The 20,108-nt window shown below is 61.5% G+C and carries 17 protein-coding genes; 4 read left to right on the top strand and 13 right to left on the bottom strand.

Annotation, left to right across the window (positions count from 1 at the left end; all coding sequences use genetic code 11):
• Positions 1-31: 31 nt before the first annotated feature.
• The 3 genes from IG627_RS16150 to IG627_RS16140 are packed head-to-tail and all read right to left on the bottom strand — an operon-like array spanning position 32 to position 1,977.
• Entirely contained in the window at positions 32-361 is a 330-nt protein-coding gene (locus IG627_RS16150) for a hypothetical protein (RefSeq protein ID WP_193193497.1), read from the bottom strand.
• A gap of 36 nt (positions 362-397) precedes the next feature.
• A complete protein-coding gene (locus IG627_RS16145) occupies positions 398-1,321 on the bottom strand; it encodes a polysaccharide deacetylase family protein (protein ID WP_193193495.1) in 924 nt (307 codons plus the stop codon).
• 44 nt (positions 1,322-1,365) lie between these two features.
• Positions 1,366-1,977: a DTW domain-containing protein gene (locus IG627_RS16140; RefSeq protein ID WP_226865288.1), complete on the bottom strand. Its 612-nt coding sequence runs from the start codon at positions 1,975-1,977 to the stop codon at positions 1,366-1,368.
• Positions 1,978-2,100: 123 nt separating this feature from the next.
• Here IG627_RS16140 and IG627_RS16135 point away from each other — a divergent pair, with 123 nt between their 5' ends.
• Positions 2,101-3,165, top strand: coding sequence for an efflux RND transporter periplasmic adaptor subunit (locus IG627_RS16135; protein WP_193193493.1), 1,065 nt, complete (start codon positions 2,101-2,103; stop codon positions 3,163-3,165).
• Positions 3,166-3,168: 3 nt separating this feature from the next.
• A complete protein-coding gene (locus IG627_RS16130; RefSeq protein WP_193193491.1) occupies positions 3,169-6,324 on the top strand; it encodes an efflux RND transporter permease subunit in 3,156 nt (1,051 codons plus the stop codon).
• Positions 6,325-6,405: 81 nt separating this feature from the next.
• Here the strand turns inward: IG627_RS16130 and IG627_RS16125 are convergent, their stop codons facing one another.
• From IG627_RS16125 to IG627_RS16095, 7 genes are all read right to left on the bottom strand, one after another.
• Positions 6,406-6,792, bottom strand: a complete 387-nt coding sequence (locus tag IG627_RS16125; RefSeq protein ID WP_193193488.1) for a DUF2750 domain-containing protein — start codon at positions 6,790-6,792, stop codon at positions 6,406-6,408.
• 82 nt (positions 6,793-6,874) lie between these two features.
• Positions 6,875-7,414 (bottom strand): NlpC/P60 family protein, encoded by a 540-nt coding sequence (locus tag IG627_RS16120; RefSeq protein ID WP_193193486.1) that lies wholly within the window; start codon positions 7,412-7,414, stop codon positions 6,875-6,877.
• Positions 7,415-7,534: 120 nt separating this feature from the next.
• Positions 7,535-7,903 (bottom strand): DUF3325 domain-containing protein, encoded by a 369-nt coding sequence (locus tag IG627_RS16115; protein ID WP_193193484.1) that lies wholly within the window; start codon positions 7,901-7,903, stop codon positions 7,535-7,537.
• Positions 7,900-9,522 (bottom strand): PepSY-associated TM helix domain-containing protein, encoded by a 1,623-nt coding sequence (locus IG627_RS16110; protein WP_193193482.1) that lies wholly within the window; start codon positions 9,520-9,522, stop codon positions 7,900-7,902. Before IG627_RS16110 ends, IG627_RS16115 begins: the two co-directional genes overlap by 4 nt.
• 2 nt (positions 9,523-9,524) lie before the next feature.
• Positions 9,525-9,794 (bottom strand): hypothetical protein, encoded by a 270-nt coding sequence (locus IG627_RS16105; RefSeq protein ID WP_193193480.1) that lies wholly within the window; start codon positions 9,792-9,794, stop codon positions 9,525-9,527.
• Between the two features lie 81 nt (positions 9,795-9,875).
• Complete coding sequence (locus IG627_RS16100) at positions 9,876-12,041, bottom strand: TonB-dependent siderophore receptor (protein WP_193193478.1); 2,166 nt, start codon at positions 12,039-12,041, stop codon at positions 9,876-9,878.
• A 171-nt stretch (positions 12,042-12,212) separates the two neighbouring features.
• Complete coding sequence (locus IG627_RS16095) at positions 12,213-13,124, bottom strand: LytR/AlgR family response regulator transcription factor (protein ID WP_193193476.1); 912 nt, start codon at positions 13,122-13,124, stop codon at positions 12,213-12,215.
• Between the two features lie 150 nt (positions 13,125-13,274).
• On the opposite strand from IG627_RS16095, the gene IG627_RS16090 reads away from it, so the two are divergent.
• Complete coding sequence (locus tag IG627_RS16090; RefSeq protein ID WP_193193474.1) at positions 13,275-14,486, top strand: acyltransferase family protein; 1,212 nt, start codon at positions 13,275-13,277, stop codon at positions 14,484-14,486.
• A 191-nt stretch (positions 14,487-14,677) separates the two neighbouring features.
• On the opposite strand, the gene IG627_RS16085 is transcribed toward IG627_RS16090, so the two are convergent.
• Positions 14,678-15,181 (bottom strand): DUF4124 domain-containing protein, encoded by a 504-nt coding sequence (locus IG627_RS16085; protein WP_193193472.1) that lies wholly within the window; start codon positions 15,179-15,181, stop codon positions 14,678-14,680.
• Between the two features lie 450 nt (positions 15,182-15,631).
• Positions 15,632-17,020, bottom strand: a complete 1,389-nt coding sequence (locus IG627_RS16080) for a glutamine synthetase family protein (RefSeq protein WP_193193470.1) — start codon at positions 17,018-17,020, stop codon at positions 15,632-15,634.
• 272 nt (positions 17,021-17,292) lie between these two features.
• Here IG627_RS16080 and IG627_RS16075 point away from each other — a divergent pair, with 272 nt between their 5' ends.
• Positions 17,293-19,149 (top strand): cation:proton antiporter, encoded by a 1,857-nt coding sequence (locus IG627_RS16075; RefSeq protein WP_193193468.1) that lies wholly within the window; start codon positions 17,293-17,295, stop codon positions 19,147-19,149.
• 156 nt (positions 19,150-19,305) lie between these two features.
• Here the strand turns inward: IG627_RS16075 and IG627_RS16070 are convergent, their stop codons facing one another.
• Positions 19,306-20,103: an alpha/beta fold hydrolase gene (locus tag IG627_RS16070; protein ID WP_226865286.1), complete on the bottom strand. Its 798-nt coding sequence runs from the start codon at positions 20,101-20,103 to the stop codon at positions 19,306-19,308.
• Positions 20,104-20,108 lie beyond the last annotated feature (5 nt).

Genomic DNA, 20,108 nt, shown 5'->3' with positions numbered 1-20,108 from the left:
GATGCTGGAATTATTGGCAGGGAAGGGGTGATTAGACCGCCGCGAGCAAAGTGCCCAGCAGCAGGGTCGCGCCGATCAGTATCAGACCCTGGACTATGGCGATCAGTACGGCTTTCAGGAAGCCGGTTCCCAGCACCAGCATATAGGCGATGGCCGCCAGCGGTATGGTGATCAGCATGCCGTATTCCTCGGTCACCCCGGGAATCAGGCCGCCGACAAAGCGCTGGATAATGACCGCCAACAACAGCGCGAACAGGCAGTGGAAGGCACCGGTATTGCGTGCACCCAGCATCGCCGCGGCCATTTTCAGTGGCAGCACCAGCACGGCCACGATTACGATCAGCAGGATAATGAATTCCATTTGTAGTCTCCTTAATCAGTCAAGCTATGGCGCGGCTCAAAACTCCGCGGATTCTTTCTCCTCCAAAACTTCGGCCTTAAAGCGTTTGCGCAGGTAGCCCTCATCCAGGGTTTCGTGCCACAGCCTGGATTTCTGCCCTTTATCGCGGGCGATTTCGCCCACTCTGCCAGGGTTATATTTCATCACGCCCTGTGTCCGGTAGCCGGCGATCTCATCGGTATAGGCCTGTTCGGGGGTGATGATATGCCAGCCTTTCGACCTGAGTGCATCGGCCAGGTCGCCGACGAATAGGGCGGTAATATCCATCTCATGCAAGAGTAAAATGTGCTTGGGGGAGCGCCCGGTGTGAGTCACGGCCAGCTGGTCGTAGTAGTCTACGCCCGCACTGATTACGTCGATATAGAAAGTTTTCAGTTTTTCCATATCGACATGCAGCCCCTTTTCGATCGCTTCCTGGAACAGGGTTTCGATATACCAGTCGTAGTTGTTGAGGGTGATATAGGCGTTGAGGTAGCCGTTTTCCTGCAGATACGCCCGCATGCCGTCCCGCTTGACTTGGGTATCGCCCTCTCTCAGATAGGGGTAGCGGAACCACTTCCTGAAAGTCGGGAAGTCACTCAGCAGCTCGTCGGCTCTGTCGACGTTGTCCGTGTATTCCAGCAGGCTCAGCTGGTTGAAGTCGGGGTGTGAATGGGTGTGGTTGGCAATGATATGGCCTGCGTCGCTGTAGGCCTGCAGTCGCTGCATGCCCTCCCGGTCCAGCTTCTGGCTCACCGAGAAAAAGGCCACCTGCGCTATCTTGTGCCTCTGCAACTCTGCCAGCAGCGTCTTTGCGCGTGTGGGGCCATCAAAAAAACCATTGGCTGACCTGGGTGCATCATCGAAGGTGATTGCCAGCTCTTTCGCCTGGGCAATCGAGGAGAAGGCCAGCAGCAGTGCCAGAGCGGTTTTGCAGCGCATGGTCGGCTCGCTTTTATTGGTATCGCGGTATTGTACAGGGAAGGCTATTCGGGTGAATGCCTACCCTTGTCAGCCTTGAGTCCGGGGTCCAGGTTGAACTCCATAAAGGCCGCTTCCAGCCGCTCCGCCGCAGTGTCCTCGCCGTGGCTGCGCAATATCTCGATCACGCACTCGGCGGTACACAGGCCGCCATCCGGCTGGTTGCGTCTCAGGCGGTAGCTGGAGGCGGCGGATTCGAGGGACACGCGGGGTGCAGTCTGCAGGTAGGGGCTGTGGTTATAGATTTTGCGCGCCTCCTGCCAGGTGGCGTCGATCAGTATCAGCTGTGCAAAGTCTTCCGGCGGGGCCGGTGTCGACTCCGCAGTGGGGTAAACCAGTGCGGCTTCGCCGCGTTCAATGCTGTCCAGCAGTGCCCGGTCCGGTTCGCGGCGCGCCCAGACCCGGCGCTCCACCAGGTCGCCGCAGAGCTGCAGGGCCAGCGCGCCGGTATTGGTCTTGCGGTCGAGTTCGCGCTGGTGTGTGAGCAGGGTGATTTTCAATCCCCCGCCGGATTGGTTGGGGCCAGTGCGGAGGTACTTTTGAGGCAATGTATTGTTCCTGCTGTCGGCCGCCGCGACTTCGGCGCTGGAGCCGATCGAGCGCGTTATCAGTGTCATGGCAATGGAAGTTACATATCTTTACGCGTCTTGCATTCCCGCTCAATAGCAATCGCAAATGCGAACCAGTAAGCTTGGGAGCATCCCCTTTGGCATCGACACCTCGAGTAGACTGGAGTCACCTTGAAAGCAGTAATATCCGGGCATTTCTGCCGCGGCGCGGTCTTTGGCGCTGTCTGTGCCGTCCTGAGCCTCCTCGCCGGTTGCGAATCGGAGCAAAGCGCGGTTTCGGCGCGTTCGGTGTCCACGCCGCAGGCGGTGGTGACCGAGGCCGTGACCTGGCAGCCGCGCAGGGTGCAGATTCAGGCGGTGGGTACGTCGCGGGCGGGCAAGAGCGTGACGCTCTACCCGGAGGTGAGCGGCGAAGTCGTGGAGGTTGCCTTCAAGACCGGTGACAGGGTCGAGGCCGGCCAGACCATTGTGCGCCTGGACGACCGCGACCAGCGCCTGGCCCTAGAGCTGGCGCGGGTCGAGTTGCAGGACGCCGAGCGATTGCACGGCCGCTACCAGCGCACCAAGGGCGCGGGCACGATTACCGAGAGCGCGCTGGACGACGCGCGCAGTGCGGTCGAGCGCGCCCGACTCAACCTCGACCGGGCCCGGGTGGCACTGGATTACCGCTCTGTGGAGGCGCCTTTTGACGGTTTTGTCGGCATCACCGATCTAGACCCCGGTGCCCAGGTGGCCCCTTCCACGGCGATTACCACCATCGATGATCGCACCAGCCTGCTGGTCACCTTCCAGGTGCCGGAACTGTTTCTCGGGCAGATAGAGGAACAACAGGCGGTCTCGGTTTCCACCTGGGCCAACGGCAGTCCTGAACATCGGGGAGAAGTGCTGGATATCGACAGCCGTGTCGATCCCCGGACACGCACCTTCGCCGTGCGCGCGCGGGTGGACAACAGCGAAGACCGGCTGCGCCCGGGCATGAGCTTCCGCGTCACCCTGACCATGGTCGCCGGACGCTATCCGGTGGTGCCGGAAGTGGCACTGCAGTGGGGTAACGACGGTGCCTTTGTATGGGCGGTGGAGCAGGGCGCGGCGAAGCGGGTGCCCGCCACCGTCGTGCAGCGCCTGCAGGGGGTGATACTGGTGGATTCGCCCCTGGGCGAGGGGCAATCTGTGGTGACGGAGGGCACCCAGCGCATGCGCGAGGGGCTGCCGGTCAGCAGCCTTGCGGAGCTGTAAGCCATGAGTGACAAGCATACCGCCGCCAGTTCCGCGGACAGTTCCACAGGCAGCGCCCCGCAGCAGGCCGGTCGGGCCGACCTGGCCTCAATGGCGATCCGCCGACCGGTGCTGGTGCTGGTGCTGAACCTGTTGATCGCCATCGCCGGTATCGCCGCTTTCAGCGCGGTGGAGGTGCGCGAGCTGCCGGACGTGGATGTGCCGATAGTGTCCGTGCGCGGGGAAATGCCCGGCGCATCGCCGGAGACCATGGACTCGGAAGTGACGAGTATCGTCGAGGGGGCCGTGGCGCGGGTCTCCGGCATTCGCCATATCGAGTCCTCCAGTGAGGAAAACAATTTCCGCATCCATATCGAGTTCAATTCCAATGTAGACCTGGACACCGCCGCGGCCGACGTGCGCGAGGCCGTGAGCCAGGCCGAACGGGAACTGCCCGACGACGTGGAACAGCTGGTGGTGGTCAAGGCGGCCGACCGGCCAGAGCCTGTCATGCACCTGGCGGTCACCAGCGACAGCCTGCGCGACGAAGCACTCACTTACATTATCGAAAAAGACATCATTCCCGAGCTGATCTCGATATCCGGCGTCGCCGATGTGCCCATCAACGGCCAGCGCCAGCGGGTGTTGCGCGTGGTGCTGGACCCACTGCGCCTGACGAGCTTCGGGCTCTCCGTCAGCGACGTCGCCGATGCGCTCGAGCAGGCGCCGCTGGACGTGCCCTCGGGCAGTTTCAATTCCGAAGACCAGCAACTGCTGGTGCGCACCGACGCGTCGACGGTGACTGAGGAGCAGATCCGCGACATCATTATCGATGGCGACGTGCGCATCGGCGATATCGCCCATGTGGCTTTCGGTCCGGAAGATGTGCAGTCGCTGGTCTACCTGAACGACCGGCCGGTGATCGGCCTGGGTGTCGTGCGCCAGGCGCAGAGCAATACCATCGAGATCAGCGCCGGTGTGCGCCGGGCCGTCGAGGCCCTCAACCAGCGATTCGACAATCTCTCGATCACCGTCACCGAAGATCGCGCGGTCTTTATCAAGGGGTCGGTGAAAGAGGTGGTCACCAGCCTGTGTTACACGGTGCTGATCGTCATCGCCGCCATCTGGCTCTTCTTCGGCAATCTCCGCACCACCCTGGTGCCCAGCACCGCCATCCCCATTGCCCTGGTGGGCACGCTGGCGGGTATCTGGCTGATGGGTTTTTCCATCAATATCCTCACGCTGCTGGCCATAGTGCTGGCCACCGGTCTGGTGGTGGATGATGCCATCGTGGTGCTGGAAAACATCCAGCGCCTGCGCGGCCAGGGGCTGGGCGCCCGCGCCGCCGCCGTACTGGGCACGCGTCAGGTGATCTTCGCCGTACTGGCCACCACGGCGGTTCTGGTGAGTGTATTTGTACCCATCGCCCTGCTGCCCAGCACCGCGGGGCGCATGTTCCGCGAATTCGGCCTGGTACTGGCGACGGCGGTGGCACTGTCGTCGGTAGTGGCGCTGACCCTGGTGCCCATGCTGACCGCGAGAATCACCCGCGACCACAGCGCAGCGCGCGAGAACCCCGTGTACGATCGCCTTGCGCGGATAGGCGCGCGCATTGCCGGCGGTTACCAGCGCAGTCTGGTCGCCTGCCTGCGCCACGGCTGGTTGAGTTTTGCCGTGGCCATGCTGCTCGCCGTGGGGGCGGGCGGTCTCTATCTGTTACTGGGCAAGGAGCTGCTGCCCCCGGAAGATCGCGGTGTGATCCGTGTGGATGCCACGGGCCCGGACGGCGTTGGCCAGAACTATATCCGCCGCCAGGCGGAATATATTGAAGACGTGGTGCGGCCCCTGGTGGCCCGCGGCGACGGCAGCGATATTCTCACCGAGATAGGCCGCTACGACCCCAACCGCGCCCGCGTCACACTGCCGCTGGCGCCCTGGGATGCGCGCGCCGTTTCACAGCAGGCGCTGACCGAGGAGATACTCGGCCCGCTGCAATCCATTCCCGGTGCGCGTATTCGGGTCAGCAGCCCCAACAGCCTGTCCCTGCGCGGCGGTGGCGGCGGTATCGAGGTGGCGCTGGTGGGTAATGACTACGCGCGCATCTACACCGCATCCCGACAGATGGCGCGGGCCATCGAAGACCGCCTGCCGCATCTCCACCAGCCGGATATCAGCTATCGCCCCACCCAGCCTCAGCTGTCGATTGAAATCGACCGCCGCCGCGCGGCGGACCTGGGCGTGTCGCTGGACAATATCGCCACCACACTGCGCACCGTGGTCGACGGGCTCGACGTGGTGGACCTGAATGTGGGCGACCAGGCGGTGCCCATCATGCTGGAAACCGCCAACACCACGGTGTCTTCCCCGGAAGACCTGGTCAACCTCTACGTGAAAAGCGACAGCGGCGCGCTGCTGCCCCTGTCGAGCATGGTGACCCTGCGCGAGGAGAGTGTCGCCGCGGAACTGGATCGCCACGGGCAGCGTCGCGCCATCGAAATCAGTGCGGGCCTGGAGCCCGGCTACCCGCTGGCCAGTGCCGTGGATGACCTGCGCCAGCTGGCCCGGGAAATACTGCCGGGGGATATCGGCATCGTCTTCCTGGGCGAGGCGGATTCCCTCGAAGAGAGTTCACAGGAAGTGGCCATGACCTATGCCATCGCGGCGCTGGTGGTATTCCTGGTGCTGTGCGCGCAGTTTGAGGGTATCAGCAGTGCCGTCATCGTGATGATCACCGTGCCCTTCGGCCTCGCCGCGGCGATTTACGCCCTGTATTTCACCGACACCACGGTCAATATATTCTCGCAGATAGGATTGGTCATGCTGATCGGCCTGATGGCCAAGAACGGTATCCTGCTGGTGGAGTTTGCCGACCAGCTGCGGGATCGCGGTTACAGTGTCTACGATGCGGTCACCGAAGCGGCGCAGGTGCGCCTCAGGCCCATTGCCATGACGATGCTGTCCACCGTGCTCGGCGGCCTGCCGCTGATCCTGAGTAGCGGCCCCGGCGCCGAGGCGCGCTCCGCCATCGGCTGGGTCATGTTCGGTGGCCTGGGGCTGGCGGCGCTGTTTACGCTCTACCTGACACCGGTGGTGTACCTGGGGCTGGGGCGCTTCCACAAGCCGCGCTCGGTGGAAAGTGACAGGCTCGATGAAGAGCTGCGCGCGGCCGCGGGGCGATAGCCTGGGGCTTCAGGAAAAGGGGGCTGCAGGAAAAGGGACTGCGCGTTGGCCCCCTCTGGTCGAGGGGGCGTTGCAGTTATTTCAGAAGCGGGACAGCTCGTCGCGGAGATCCTGCTCCAGGTCTGACGGCTCGGTGATCCACACACTTTTATCCCCACCCGGGAATATCCCTATCTCGATACCATCCCTGTCCAGCCCCGGAAGCCAGCGTTTCAGGAATTGGGGCAGGGGGATACTCCTCGGCTTGAGCTCGGTGTCGTCGCCGGCATAGGCCGCGGCGAATTCCGCCGCGGGCCACACCGGCAGGTACTCGAAGCCGCCGTGCTCGTCGGAATGGAGTTTCAGGAAGTGCTCCTGGCTGTTTACCAGTATCCATACCTCTCTCTCCTCACCCACCAGGTCGAGGAAATACTCAAAGCGGTCTTCGGTGTCGAGGCCGAGTATGGCCTGTAGTTCGTCATTATTCATTGCTTGATTCTGTTTGGTCCGGGAGCGTGCCCGCCATGGCCGGGGGACCTCCGATCTCATGCGCCGCAGCCTGTATGGGGCGCTATTTTTCCATCGGCGCGGGGTAGGTATCCAGGTCCAGCCTTCTCGCATGCCAGTATTTGTCCCGCCAATAGTAATCGGTCAGCCTCGAAATGGTTACGCCTTTTGAAGTTGATGCGTGAAAAAACTGGTCGTCTTCCAGGTAGATACCCACATGCCTGACTTTGCGGCTGGTTTTGAAAAACACCAGATCCCCTGCGCGGAGCTGGCTGCGCTTGATGGCTTTGCCGGCCCTGGCTTGGTACTCGGTGGTGCGGGGAAGACGAATGCCAAGCCGATCGCGGAAAGTGGTATATACCAGCCCGGAGCAGTCGATGCCCCGCTTGCTCAGGCCTCCCAGTGCGTACCGGGTGCCTTTCCATTCCCGGTACTGAGCGTAGATCCGCTCCATTACCGGGTCGGTATCTGTGCGCTCTGCTGACTGGGTTTCAGGCAGAGTGGATTCATTGGTGGACCGGGTGGGCTGATAGGGGGCGAGACTGCAGCCTGCTGCTGTGCTTGCCAGGAGCACGATTTGAATCAACAGCAGTTGCTTGTTCATGCGATATGCCCGGCGCAGTTGCCTGCGTATCGAGTAGTCAGTCGAAGGGGCAGAGTACCAATTTCAACCTGACTGGCAACTGAATGCCTGATTGCTGGCGTCTGGCCTGCCCCCCTGCAGTTAACCGGCGCCTATACCACTGACCACTATTTTTCCCAGAGCCCAGAATCCGCCGGTGCATCCCATCGCCAGAACAAAAAGCAGTCCCTCGGGCCTGTAGCTAGCCAGGCCGATTACGACAAAGGCCGCCAGGGTCAGTGCACCACATAGTGCGACCAGTCCCGGGCCCCAGCCGCCAGTGATTACCGCCGTGACGGCGGCAGTAGCCAGCAGGCCCCAGCCCAGGCAGCGCAATGGAGTGTGCCACCGCGGCAGGTCTATGTCCCGGACGAGCCGGAGATTGCGGCGCTGTGTGGCCAAGTACAGGCTCGCGAATGCGGCCAGTGCGAGCAGGCACAGCGACGGCAGGGATGTTGCGGTCGCGCTCACGATGCCTCTCCGATGGCCGCGGGCGAAACCGTTGCCGGGGCTTTGCGGGCCTTTCGCGCCCCGCGGCCGGCAAACCAGGCCGCCCAGCCGAACAGTGCCCCTATGACGAGTAGGGTCAGGTCAAAGCCGGCAAAGACCCAGTCGCCGGAGGCGAGGCTGTGCCCCAGGTGCCGATCGGTCGTGAGCGCATTGATCAGCGGTATGGCCGCAAAGGCCATCGCGGCCAGGGAGAGCTGTTCGCGCCAGGCGCTTTGACGGGGGCGCAGTGCCGCGTGTATCAGCAGGGCCAGCCAGGTAAGGAAGAGGGCGTGGGCTTCCCAGTCGGCGCGGGTCGGCAGATCGGCCGGCAACAGCCGGTTGGCCCAGAAGTAGGCGGCGATGCCAGCGGGCAGGCCGGCCAGGGTCCCCACATTGAGTTTTTCCACCAGTACCAGCCCGCGCCGGGCGCTGCCGGTTTTCCGGGCGGCCTGCTGGCGGCGCTTGACGGACCAGATGATCAACCCGGTGGCCACCATGCCCGTGCCCAGCAGGCCGGAGAAAAAATACAGCCAGCGCATTGCGGGCGGGGCGAATAGCCCCTCATGCAGGCCGAGGAACACATCGCGCACACCCTTGGCGGTGGAGGAGGCGGAGGGTGCATCGTGCAGCAGAGCGCCGCTGACGCCGTCGAAGATCAGGCGCCCCGCGCCGGCGGCGACGCTCCGGCCGGTATCCTCTGAGATGACGATGCGCGCGTTGCTGTGGCCCGGGTGGCGGATATCGATGCTGCGGATACGCCCCTGTCCCCAGCGGCGCTCGGCTTCGTCAATCGGTCCCGTTAATGGTGCCAGGGATGCGGGCGCGCCGGCGCTTTCCACCAGGCCCGGCGGGCTGAACACTTCATCAAAAAACTGGCTGCGGCCGTCGGCGCCATACTGGGCGGCGACGACCAGCGGCATAAAGGAAAAGCCCATAAAAATCAGGCCGGAGTAGGTGATCATCAACTGGAAGGGCAGGGTGATCACGCTGAGCACATTGTGGGCGTCCAGCCAGGAGCGCTGGCCCTTGTTCGGCCGGAAAGTGAAGAAGTCCTTGAAGATCTTTTTGTGAATGATCACGCCGGTGATCAGCCCCACCAGCATAAACAGGGTGGCGAAGCCGATAATCCAATCCGAGTAGGCGCGCTTGGTGTAGTGCAACAGCCAGTGCATCTGGTAGAGCTTCTGGCCGCCGCCGGTTTCGCGGGCCTGCAGGGTATCGCCGTTGTTCAGGTCGACAAGGTGTCTGCCCCCAGCGGCACTCGCCCCGGCCTCGATGTCGGCACCGCGCCAGAAAACACCGGCGTAGGGTTGGTTGCGATCGGTGGGCAGGGACAGCAGCCACTGGTCGGCCCCCGGCGCTTCCGCCTGCAACTTTTCCAGCAGTACCGCAGCGCTGCGGTGGCTGTCCCGGTTGATCTGTGCCGGCGGCAGTTCCGGCTGCATCCAGCGGTCGATCTCGGTATCGAAATAACCGGCGGTGCCGGTTGCGAACATAAAAAACAGCAGCCAGCCGAGGCTGAGCCCGGCCCAGGTGTGCAGCCAGGCCATTGTCTGGCGGAAGCCGCCCCTGGGTTCGGGTGTATTATTTTGAGTGGCCATCCTTATCCTCTCAGTGCCAGGCCGGCGAGCGACAGCGCGGCGCTGGCCAGGGAAAGAGCCAGCCAGGCGACGCCCGGTTTGCGCAGATGAAATACCCAGATGATGGCGCCGGTGTAGATGGCAAAGCTCAGCAGGTTAGCGATCAGCGTCGCCTCGCTGCGGGAATGGGGCAGGATACTGCCGAGAAATATTCCTGCAGAGGTCGCCAGCAGATAGCCGCCCAGCAGGGCGGCGCCAATCAGTGAAACCAGTCGCCAACCGTGTAAACCCATGGTTGCAGCTCGATTGAATGGGGAAGGATGGAAAACGGCCCCGGGTGTCGGGGCCGTTTACCGGATCGGAAGTGGAACCGCTTAGAAACGGTAGTTGAGAGACGCGGTGAAGTTGCGCGGCTCACCAAATTCCAGCTGGTTGTAGAAACCGATCTGGCTGTAGTACTCCTCGTCCAGCAGGTTGTGCACATTGAGCTGGCCCGAGAGTTGCTCCGTGAACTGATAGCGGGCCATCAGGCTCACCAGGCTGTAGGCATCCTGTTGCAGACGCTCCGGCTGCCCGGTGACCGGGTTGGTGGTATCCGTGTAGTTGCGGCCCTGCCAGTTGATACCGCCGGCCAGTGTCAGGCCGTCCAGCTCCCCGGAGAAGCGGTAGGTGGTGAAGAATTTCAGCAATTCGCTCGGCTGGCTGGTGTTGACCGCCTCGCCGTTGGCGTCTTCCGCGTCGAAGTTGGTGTAGCTGAAGCTCAGGTCCCAGCCGGGCATCAGCTCGCCCACCACTTCCAGTTCGTAACCCTGGCTGCCGGCGCCTTCGGCGGCGTAATAGGCCTGGCTGTTGTCGATACCCGGCACCGGGAAATTGCCGTCGGGCTGACCCAGGTCATCCTGCAAAATGTCGAATACGGACACGGTGGTCTGCAGGGCGCCGTCGAAGAACAGGCTCTTGAGGCCCAGCTCCTTGCTCTTGCCGGTAATCGGGTCGAGGAAGTTGCCGTAGCGATCCTGCAGGTTCTGCGGCTGGAAAATTTCCGCGTAGCTGGCGTAGACACTGTGCTGGTCGTCGATCGCATAGACTGCACCGGCGTAGGGAATAAATACCTCCTCATCGCCGAATTCCTGCGGTGTGCCGTAGTAGAGACCGCTCTGTTCCCAGTCGGCGACGCGCCCACCGAGGATGACCTTGAAGGCGTCGGTAACGCTCAGGCGGGTCGCGGCGTAAACGCCGAACTGCTCGGTGGTCTGGTCGATATCGACATTGTTTTCGCCCCAGGTGGGCTGCGGGTAGCTGCCATCCCACTTATTGAAATCGCCCACAGCGGCAATTTCGCTGCGCGCGTGGGAAGTCGCAAAGCTGTCGTCTTTGTGGTCCACGACGCCCAGGGTCAATTCGTGGTCGCGGCCCAGCAGCGTGTAGGCGCCGCTCAGCTGGAAACTGACACTGGTCTGGTCGCGCTCGGTGGCCGCATTGCGGGGAGAGGCGCCCATACCCAAGCCGGTTTCCCTGTCCGGTGTGCCGTAGAGGTAGAGCAGCTTCTGGTCGGAGGCGTTGATGTTGTTGTTGACGCTGAACTTGGCCTGCCAGTCGCCGAAGTCGTGCACCAGATCCAGGTAGTAGTGCTCTACGGTGGAGGACCAGGAGGTCCAGTCTGCGGCGAGCGTCTTGCTTCGGTCCCAGTCGGTGCGGCTGCCGTCCGCGTGCCAGGTGGGCAGTCCGCCCCAGGTGGAGGCGCTGGGCTCGTTCTCCTGGCGGCTGGCGCCAACACGCAACAGTGTCTGTTCGGTGAGGTCGGCGTCGATCACGCCGTAGAACACGGTCTTGTTCTCTTCCGCCAGGTCGCGGAAGGACTCTCCGTCCTGGAAGTGACTGACGAAGCGGCCGCGCACCGAGCCGGACGCATTGAGCGGCGTGCTGATATCGGCCGTGGTGGTGTAGGTATTCCAGCGACCGGCAGACACGTCCAGTGAACCGGTAAATTCTTTGCTGTCGGCGTGCTTGCGTACCAGGTTGATGGACGCGGACGGGTTGCCCGCGCCGGTGAGCAGGCCGGTGGCGCCGCGCACGATTTCCACACGCTCATACAGGCTCATGTCCGACTGGGTTTCGCCGGCGTTGCCGCCCGGTTGCCAGTAAATCGGAATGCCGTCGACCTGGTAATTGTTGATGGCGAAGCCGCGGGAGGAATAGGTGTGGCGGGTGCTGTCCTGGGCCCGGGCGGACACGCCGGCTGCGTTGTTCACCACGTCGGTCAGGGAGTCCAGGTCCTGGTCGGCGATGCGCTGCGCGGTGACCACACTCACGGATTGCGGCGTTTCGTAGAGCGTGAGTCCCAGGCCGGTAGCGGTATCCAGCCGGTCATTGGTGATGTAGCGGCTGACCACCACCACTTCCTCGATTGGCTCCTGCCTGTCGACACTGCTGTTTTCTGCAGCCTGGGCAAGGGCCAGCGGGCTGGCAGCGGCGCAAACGATGGCGGTGGCGAGACCCCGGCGGGCAAACGGAACGCGATTGGGTGATGTGCTGTACATCCTGTATCCCCCTGGTTGGTGTTAGGGTGCGGATACTAATGAGAATGTTTATCGTTTGCAAGGCGGGACGGCAGTCCGGGGACACAAACGTGGAATTGCCTGGGGGCTGGTCAAGCCGCGGACGCTGCCTGCTGGTGTCTGTATTCGGCCGCCCTTTTACCCTGGCACCGGTCAGGCCAGCGCCTGCTTGAAAGTATCCCGGTAGCTGCGCGACAGGTTCAGCAACTTGCCGCAGCGCAACTGCACCTCGCCGTCGCCGCTGGACTGGAGACTGATATGTTCGATGGCGTTGTGGTTGACCACCAGCCCGCGGTGAATGCGGCTGAAGCCAGCCGGGGCGAGGCGCTCGGCAATACTGGTCAAGGTGCCCCGCAGGGGGTAGATACGCCCACAGCTGTGCAGGTTGACATAGTTGCCGGCCGATTCGATCCAGTCTATATCCGCTACTCGCACCAGGAACTCCTTGTCGAGCTTCCTGACCAGGAAGTGTTCCGGCACCGTCTGTGTTGTCGCCGCCCCCGCCGCTGGTTCACTTTCCGTTATCAGACTGGCTTCACCCTTCAGGCGGCCGTAGGCCAGGCGGCATACGTGGTAGACGCAGAAGTAGCTGAAATAACCCCAGGCGTCCTTGCGGTATTCGTACCAGAACTCCGGCAGCCAGGGCCCGAAGTCGTAGTTGCCGCCGTCGAGTGCATATAGCAGCTCCCGCAGCAGCACCATCAGGGAGACATGGGCCGCGGCAAAGAGGATGGTTGCGAGCAGGTGCCAGCCGAGTTGCCGGCCGATATGGGTCAGGCGTGGCGGACTGCGCCGGAAGGCGAGCAGCAGGAATGGAAAAAGGGCGAAGACGCTGAGGGCACTGGTGTACTCCCAGGCGAAGGGCTCCCACAACTGGATAGCGGCAGCGCCGCCGCGGTTGTGATCTGCCCAGACCGAAAGCGCATTGATGGTGTTGCTGATGAAAATATGGGAGGCCAGCGCCAGATAGATGTACAGCGTCCGGTGCCGGTCAAACCGCTCGATCCACCGGGTGAGCGGTGGTGTCGTCCGCTCAATCGCCTGATTCTGGTATCCGTTGCTCATCTCGCTGCTGTCACCGCTCCCTTATCCGGTGTAATTTCATCCCCGTATGCCACCGCTTGTCCCCGGGACCGGGCGGTATGGCCTCCTTTGCGCCCCGCCGGGCACTGCTTTGCCAGAATGCCGCCAACGTAAAAACGACGGAGCAAAATCATGACACAACCCGGCACTGAGCGTCGATACGATATCGACTGGCTGCGCACCCTGGCATTCGCGGTGCTGATTCTGTACCACCTGGGCATGTATTACGTGGCCGACTGGGGCTGGCATATCAAGAGCGAGCAGACTTCGGTGTGGCTGCAGAACCTGATGATGCTGACCTCGCCCTGGCGCATGTCGCTGCTGTTCTTTATCTCGGCGATGGCGCTGGCCCTGGCACAGCGGCGGGGCGGCGGTTCCGCAAACAGCCTGCACCTGGCCCGGCTGCGTAGCCGGCGCCTGCTGGTGCCGCTGCTGTTCGGCATGTTCGTGATAGTCGTGCCCCAGGTGTATTTCGAGGCGCTCAGCCAGGACCTGATAGAGCCGGGCTACTTCCGCTTCTGGGCCCAGTACATCAACCCGCGCACCGACCTGCTGACCGGGCACCACACGCCCATCGGCCTGCTGACCTGGAATCACCTCTGGTTCCTGCCCTACCTGTGGCTGTACAGCCTGTTGCTGTTGCTATTGAGCGGGCCCCTACAGCGGCTGGCACAGGGCGGGGGCTTGCAGCGACTGCCGCCGCTGGTGGTCATTGCCGCGGTGGTACTCGCGCTGATGCTGGTGTGGCTGTTCCTGCGCGCACGCTTCCCGTCGACCCACGCGTTGCTGGACGACTGGTACAACCACGGGCGCTACTTTCTGGTATTCGTGTTCGGCTACCTGTTCGCGCTGCAGCCGCGCTGGTGGCAGTTTGTGATTGACCGGCGCCGGGTCTTCCTGTGCCTGGGTGTCGCCTGCTACCTGCTGATACTGGCCGAACGCAACGGCGCCTTCCCGAACCTGGAGGCCGATCTCGAGGCGCACCTGGGCACGCGGCTTATCGTCGGCACCCTGGTGGCCCTGAATCACTGGGCGTGGATATTCTGCGTGGTGGGCTTGGCCGGTCGCTACCTGAACCGCCCGAGCCCGGTGCTGCGCTACAGCAACCCGGCCATACTGCCCTGGTACATTTTGCACCAGACACTGATTATCGTCTTCGCCTGGTGGCTGAAACCCTTTGTGCTGCCAATCGGGCTAGAGGCGCTGGTGTTGCTGGTGCTGACGGTGGCGGGATGTATCGGTGGCTACGCAGTAATTCAGCGGGTGAATATATTGCGCTGGCTGTGCGGCATGTCCGTCGGCGGGGGGCGGGAAACGGCGCAGAGGCCGGTGCTCGCTCACTGATCTCTTAAGGCATGTGATCGGGGCAGTGACTAAAACCTGGTTAAAGAGACGATTCTGTACCGCTTCTGCTTCCAGGCAACCATCATGCAAGGCATCCAGAAAGTAGTGGCAGGGGGCTACACACTTTATTCCTCTACGTCTTGTCGCCCCCTTCATTCCATTGATCTTCATACTCTGCGCGTGAGTGTATGTTAGTCAGGATCCCTCTTCGGCTTGGGTAAATCCTTGCAGTGTCCACAATAGGACATATCGAAGGTAGTTCCGGATGGGAATTTTGGAATTTCAACTCGGCAGAGTTCAAAGCACTTGACGCTTTCATTGTACTCTGCCAATTTTTGCTCGTGCTCGTCCTGGAATTGTGTTTTTGGGGCTGTCTCTGTTTTCGCCTTTCTGCTTGGCAGTACCGGTAGCTGCCGCTGAAGATCGGCCGCTTTCCGGCCACGCTCGATTCTTCTCGTTACCTTTCTGGATTCCCTGTATCGGTCTTCCGCAGCCTTTATTTCCTCACTGCTCGGCTTGTGAACACTCAGTGCAACAGGGTTGGCTTGATTCTGGTACTTCTTCGGAACCTTATCACCAAAATGCTTTTTTCCGTCCTCGTCTACCCATGAATAGATATCTGATTTTGCCCCAACAGCTACGAGCATAAATGAGGCAAGAAGCATGCGAAATAATATCCTGTTAACCTGTTCCATATGATTTATAGAGTATCTGTTAATTGACTTCAGATGGGATTGTTCATCAAGCAGTTGCTGGCTACCAGAAATTTTATTTGTTCTATGTTGGAATTGGTCACTCTTAGATTTCTGTGCCAGCTGATACAAAATTCCGGGACCGCAGGGCCAATGGTTGAGTATGCCTATGCTGTCGGCTTGCGTATCCTGTTGGACTTCTTAACGGTTCAGTAACTACTCATCGCTCTATCTGAAAAACCTGTAGTTCGCCTTTCTCATGGCTGGCGGCTACAGCGCCTTGGGAGCCCTTATCACTGAGGGCGCTTCCGTTAGTAATACCATTCATACATGAATTTGGAGTCGGCATCAAATATGTCTGGTTTAAGAATCGCTCTGAAAGCGCCTATGCTATTGATCGAGTGTATTGCTTGGGCATGGCCTGCGGGTACAATGTAGTATCCAAGAAATCCCTCACACATTCAGCAACAGGTATTCCCGTTCCCACGGTGATATCTCCCGGTGGAACTGGCGCAGCTCTTCCTTTTTGACTTCCGCATACAGCTGGCAGAAGTCCCCGCCGAGCGCCTGGTGAATCTCATCCGCATCCTCAAAAATACGCAGTGCCTCGTCGAAGGTGGTGGGAATGTAGGATTGCGCCTGCTGTTCGTCATCCAGCTCACCCTCTGCCGGCGCGCCCGGTTCAATTTTGTTCACCATCCCCAGGTATCCGCAAACCAGGCTCGCCGCAATCGACAGGTAGGGGTTGGTGTCCACGCCGATCACGCGGTTCTCAAGGCGGCGATCCTGGGCGCCCGAGTGCGGCACCCGCAATCCCGTGGCGCGGTTGTCATGGCCCCAGGCGAGGTTGGTCGGCGCACTGGAGTTGGCCGCCGATTCAAAGCGCCGATAGGAATTGACGTTCGGTGCAATAAACGGCATCACCTCGATCAGGTGTTTCTGGGTGCCGCCGATAAAATGGCGGAAAAGGTCGGTCGCATTGCCGCGCTCATCGGAGAAAATATTCCGCCCGCTGGCAATATCCACCACGCTCTGGTGCACATGCATGGCGCTGCCGGGCTGGTCGCGCATGGGCTTGGCCATAAAGGTGGCGAAGATGCCGTTGTTGAGTGCGGCCTCCTTGATGATGCGCTTGAAATAGAAGACCTGGTCGGCCAGTAACAGCGGGTCGCCGTGGGTGAGGTTGAACTCCACCTGCCCGGCGCCATCCTCCTGGATCACCGATTCGATATGCAGGCCGGCGGCCTCGGCATAGTCGTAAATGGTGTCGATTACCGGTCCGTATTCATCGACGGCAGACATGGAGTAGGATTGCAGCGCCGTACCGGAACGTCCGCTGCGACCGACCGGTGGCTGTATCGGCTCGTTGGGGTCGGTGTTCGGCTGGGTCAGGTAGAACTCCAGCTCGGGCGCGACTACCGGTTTCCAGCCCCGCTGTTCGTACAGGCCGATAACGTGTTTGAGGATATTCCTCGGCGCACAGGAAACAGGCCTGCCGTCGAAATCCTGCAGGTCGTGGATGATCTGCAGCGTCGGCTGCTTGGCCCAGGGGGCCGCCATCGCCGTCGACATATCCGGCACCAGTACCATGTCGCTCTCGGCCCACTGGTTGACTATGTCCATCTCCACATCCTGGCCGGTGATGGTCTGGTAGAAAATGGAAATCGGCAGGAAGATGGGTTTGTCCGGTGAGAAGTTTTTCACTGGCATTGCCTTGCCGCGGGACATACCGTTTAGGTCGGGAACTATGCATTCCACTTCATCCAGTCTGCGGCCATTGCGGTAGGCCTGGAAGGCCGCGGGTAAATTGTCCAGCCAGGAACGACGATCAGACTGACTCATGGTGACTCCGACAAAGGGATTTGATGAAGGCCCCGGCCCCACAGAGAGGCCACTGGCAAAGGCAATCTTACAGGGCAATGGCGCCGGTGCCCACGACAACTTCCAGCTGTCTGCGCCGCTTTGCCGGGCAGGCGCGCTTGAGTGCAGTGGCAAGCGGGAGAGGGCACTCGTAAAGTATCGCGTGCTACCATGCCCGAGGCGCTGAATTTCAGTGGCGATTCACTAACTTATACGCGCGCCCCCATACAAACTGCAATCGGCTGCTCATCACTATGGAACAGATTCTCTCTAACCCAATGGCCCTGTTGGTGATGGTGGGCATCGTCTCGATTGCATGTCAGTATCTCGCGTACAGACTCAAGTTGCCGGCGATACTGCCGTTACTCCTGGCCGGACTCGCCCTCGGGCCCATAAGCGGCGTACTCGACCCCGATGCCCTGTTCGGCGACCTGCTGTTCCCGCTCGTTTCACTGGCGGTGGCGATTATCCTGTTTGAAGGAGCGCTGACACTCAAGCTCTCCGATCTCGCCGGGCACGGCACCATGGTGCGCAACCTGTGTACGCTGGGCGCGCTGGTGACCTGGCTGGTCGCCACGCCCGCCGCCTACTATGTGCTCGGCATGCCCATGCAGCTGGCGGCGCTGTTCGGGGCCATTGTCACGGTCACCGGGCCGACGGTCATAGTGCCCATGCTGCGCTCGGTGCGCCCCAACACCCGTATCTCCAATATCCTCCGCTGGGAGGGCATTGTTATCGATCCCATCGGCGCGCTGCTGGCGGTCCTCGTGTACGAGTATGTTGTCGCCGCGCAGAGTGCCTTCGAGCATACGCTGGTGATTCTGCTGAAGGTCGTGGCCATCGGCTTTGGGCTCGGCTCCCTGATGGGGTATTTCCTCGGCACGCTGCTCAGGAACAACTGGGTACCGCACTACCTGCGCAACACCGCGGTGCTCACCCTGATGCTCGGTGCCTACGCCGCCTCCGACCTGATGTCCCACGAATCCGGCCTGCTCACGGTGACCGTGATGGGTATCTGGATGGCGAACATGAAGGGCCTGGATGTCGACGATATTCTCGAGTTCAAGGAAACCCTCAGCGTACTGCTGATTTCGGCACTGTTTATACTGCTGGCGGCGCGGGTGGAGCTGTTCACGCTGGCGCAGTTGGGCTGGGGCGCGCTGGTGGTGCTGGCGGCGATCATGTTTATCGCCAGGCCGCTGTCCGTGTTCCTGTCATCACCCGGGTCGGGCTTGAACTGGCGCGAGCTGGCCATGTTGAGCTGGATTGCGCCGCGGGGCATAGTCGCCGCCGCGGTGTCCGCCCTGTTTGCCCTGAAACTGGAGTCGTTTGGGCTGGTAAATTCCGAGCTGCTGGTGCCGATGGTGTTTCTGGTAATTATTGCCACCGTGGTCCTGCAGAGCCTCACCTCCAAGACCATTGCCAAACTGCTGGGCGTCCGCGCTCCCTATCCCAACGGTTACCTTATATTCGGCGGCAGCAGGTTCGCGCGCCTGCTGGCAAAAGACCTGGTGGATAAGGAGGTTCCCGTTATCATTGCGGATACCAACTGGGACGCCATACGCGAGGCGCGCATGGAAGGCATTCCCACCTACTACGGCAATCCTATCTCGGAGCACGCCAGCCTGACCCTGGATCTTTCCGCGGTGGGCAAGGTGCTGGTGCTGTCACCCTACAAGCAGCTGAACCCGCTGGTGACCTACCACTTCGAGCACCTACTCGGCGGTGGCTCGGTGTTCGGGCTGAGCCAGGGCGCACAAGAGGGGCGGGCCAGCCACCGGGTATCGGAGGAATACGCAAGGAAGTTGGCACTGTTTTCCGAGAGCGCCACCTACAGTCGCCTCGCCAGCCTGGTAGCGAAGGGGGCAACCATCAGGACCACGGGCCTGACAGAGACCTTCACCATCGAGGACTACCGGGAAACCTACGGCAACCGCGCCACGCCACTCTATGCGCTCGGCCCGCAGGGCAAGATCCATATCTGTACTGTCACGCACGAATTTGCGCTCGAGGCCGGCTGGCAGGTCGTCAGCCTGATAGCGCCGGAGGAGGGGGCGGAGAAGGCCGCGGACGGCGCGCCACTGCCGGACGGGGAGGTTTCGCTGGGGTAGTGTAGAAGTAGCCCGTCGCCCACCTTACTTGGTAGCGCACCCGGAGGTGCTCGGGAAAAGCGCCTACGGGTACTGACCTCCGCAGTTATCGCAAACCGGGACCATCGTATTTCCAGGGGGTTGGAGTGGCACCGAGCGCAGTGCCGTGCGTTGCAGTCAGTCATCGTCCAGGAACTGCAGGATACAATCCGCAAGCGCCCCGGGGCTCTCCATAGGTATGGAGTGCGCCACATCCTCGATAACGCTGATACTACTATTTCCGATCGCCTGGAAATCACGGATGCTGACTTCCGGTGGGAAAAGCAGGTCTTCCTTGCCACAGATGATCAACGTCACTGCCTGAATATCCTCCAGCCTGTCCCGGCAGTCGAATGCGGCGATGGCCTCGACCTGCTTCTCGAAGGCCGTTTCGCTCTGCGGGCAGGGGTAGTCCAATGCAAACCGCAATGCCCCCTTCAATGTTTCCCGGTCTTCAAAAAAGTGCCCGGACAATATCCAGTAATAGAGATTCCGGAACCACTGTTCGGGGTCCATACCCGACTTCAGGTAGCGGGCCCAGTCGCGAAACAGCATATTGTTCCGCTCGGAATTACAGGGCGCGGTGGCGGCCAGAATCAACCGGGGCACGCGCGCGGGATAGCGGATGGCACAATCCTGTGCCACGAAGCCGCCCATTGAATGCCCGAGCAGGGTTGCGGAGGGCAGCTGCAGGTGGTCGAGCAGCGCCATGCAATCGTCGGCCATATGCCGGATGCTGTTCTCGCAATCCTGCGGCACCGTTCTGCCGGCACCGCGATTGTCCGGAACGATAACCAGGTGGTGTCGCGAGAGCGCTTCCAGCATCGGCAACCAGCTCTGGGAGTCGCTGGCGAGACCGGCGACCAGCATCAGCGGTTGGCCCTTGCCGTGGCACTCGTAGTAGAGATCAACGCCATTGATGGGGGTTTTCGGCATTACTC

This window comes from Microbulbifer taiwanensis (genome assembly GCF_014904815.1).
In the GTDB taxonomy this organism is placed as follows: Bacteria; Pseudomonadota; Gammaproteobacteria; order Pseudomonadales; family Cellvibrionaceae; genus Microbulbifer; species Microbulbifer taiwanensis.
Note: the sequence above shows the minus strand (reverse complement) of the source record. Positions and strands in the feature narration are given on the sequence as shown.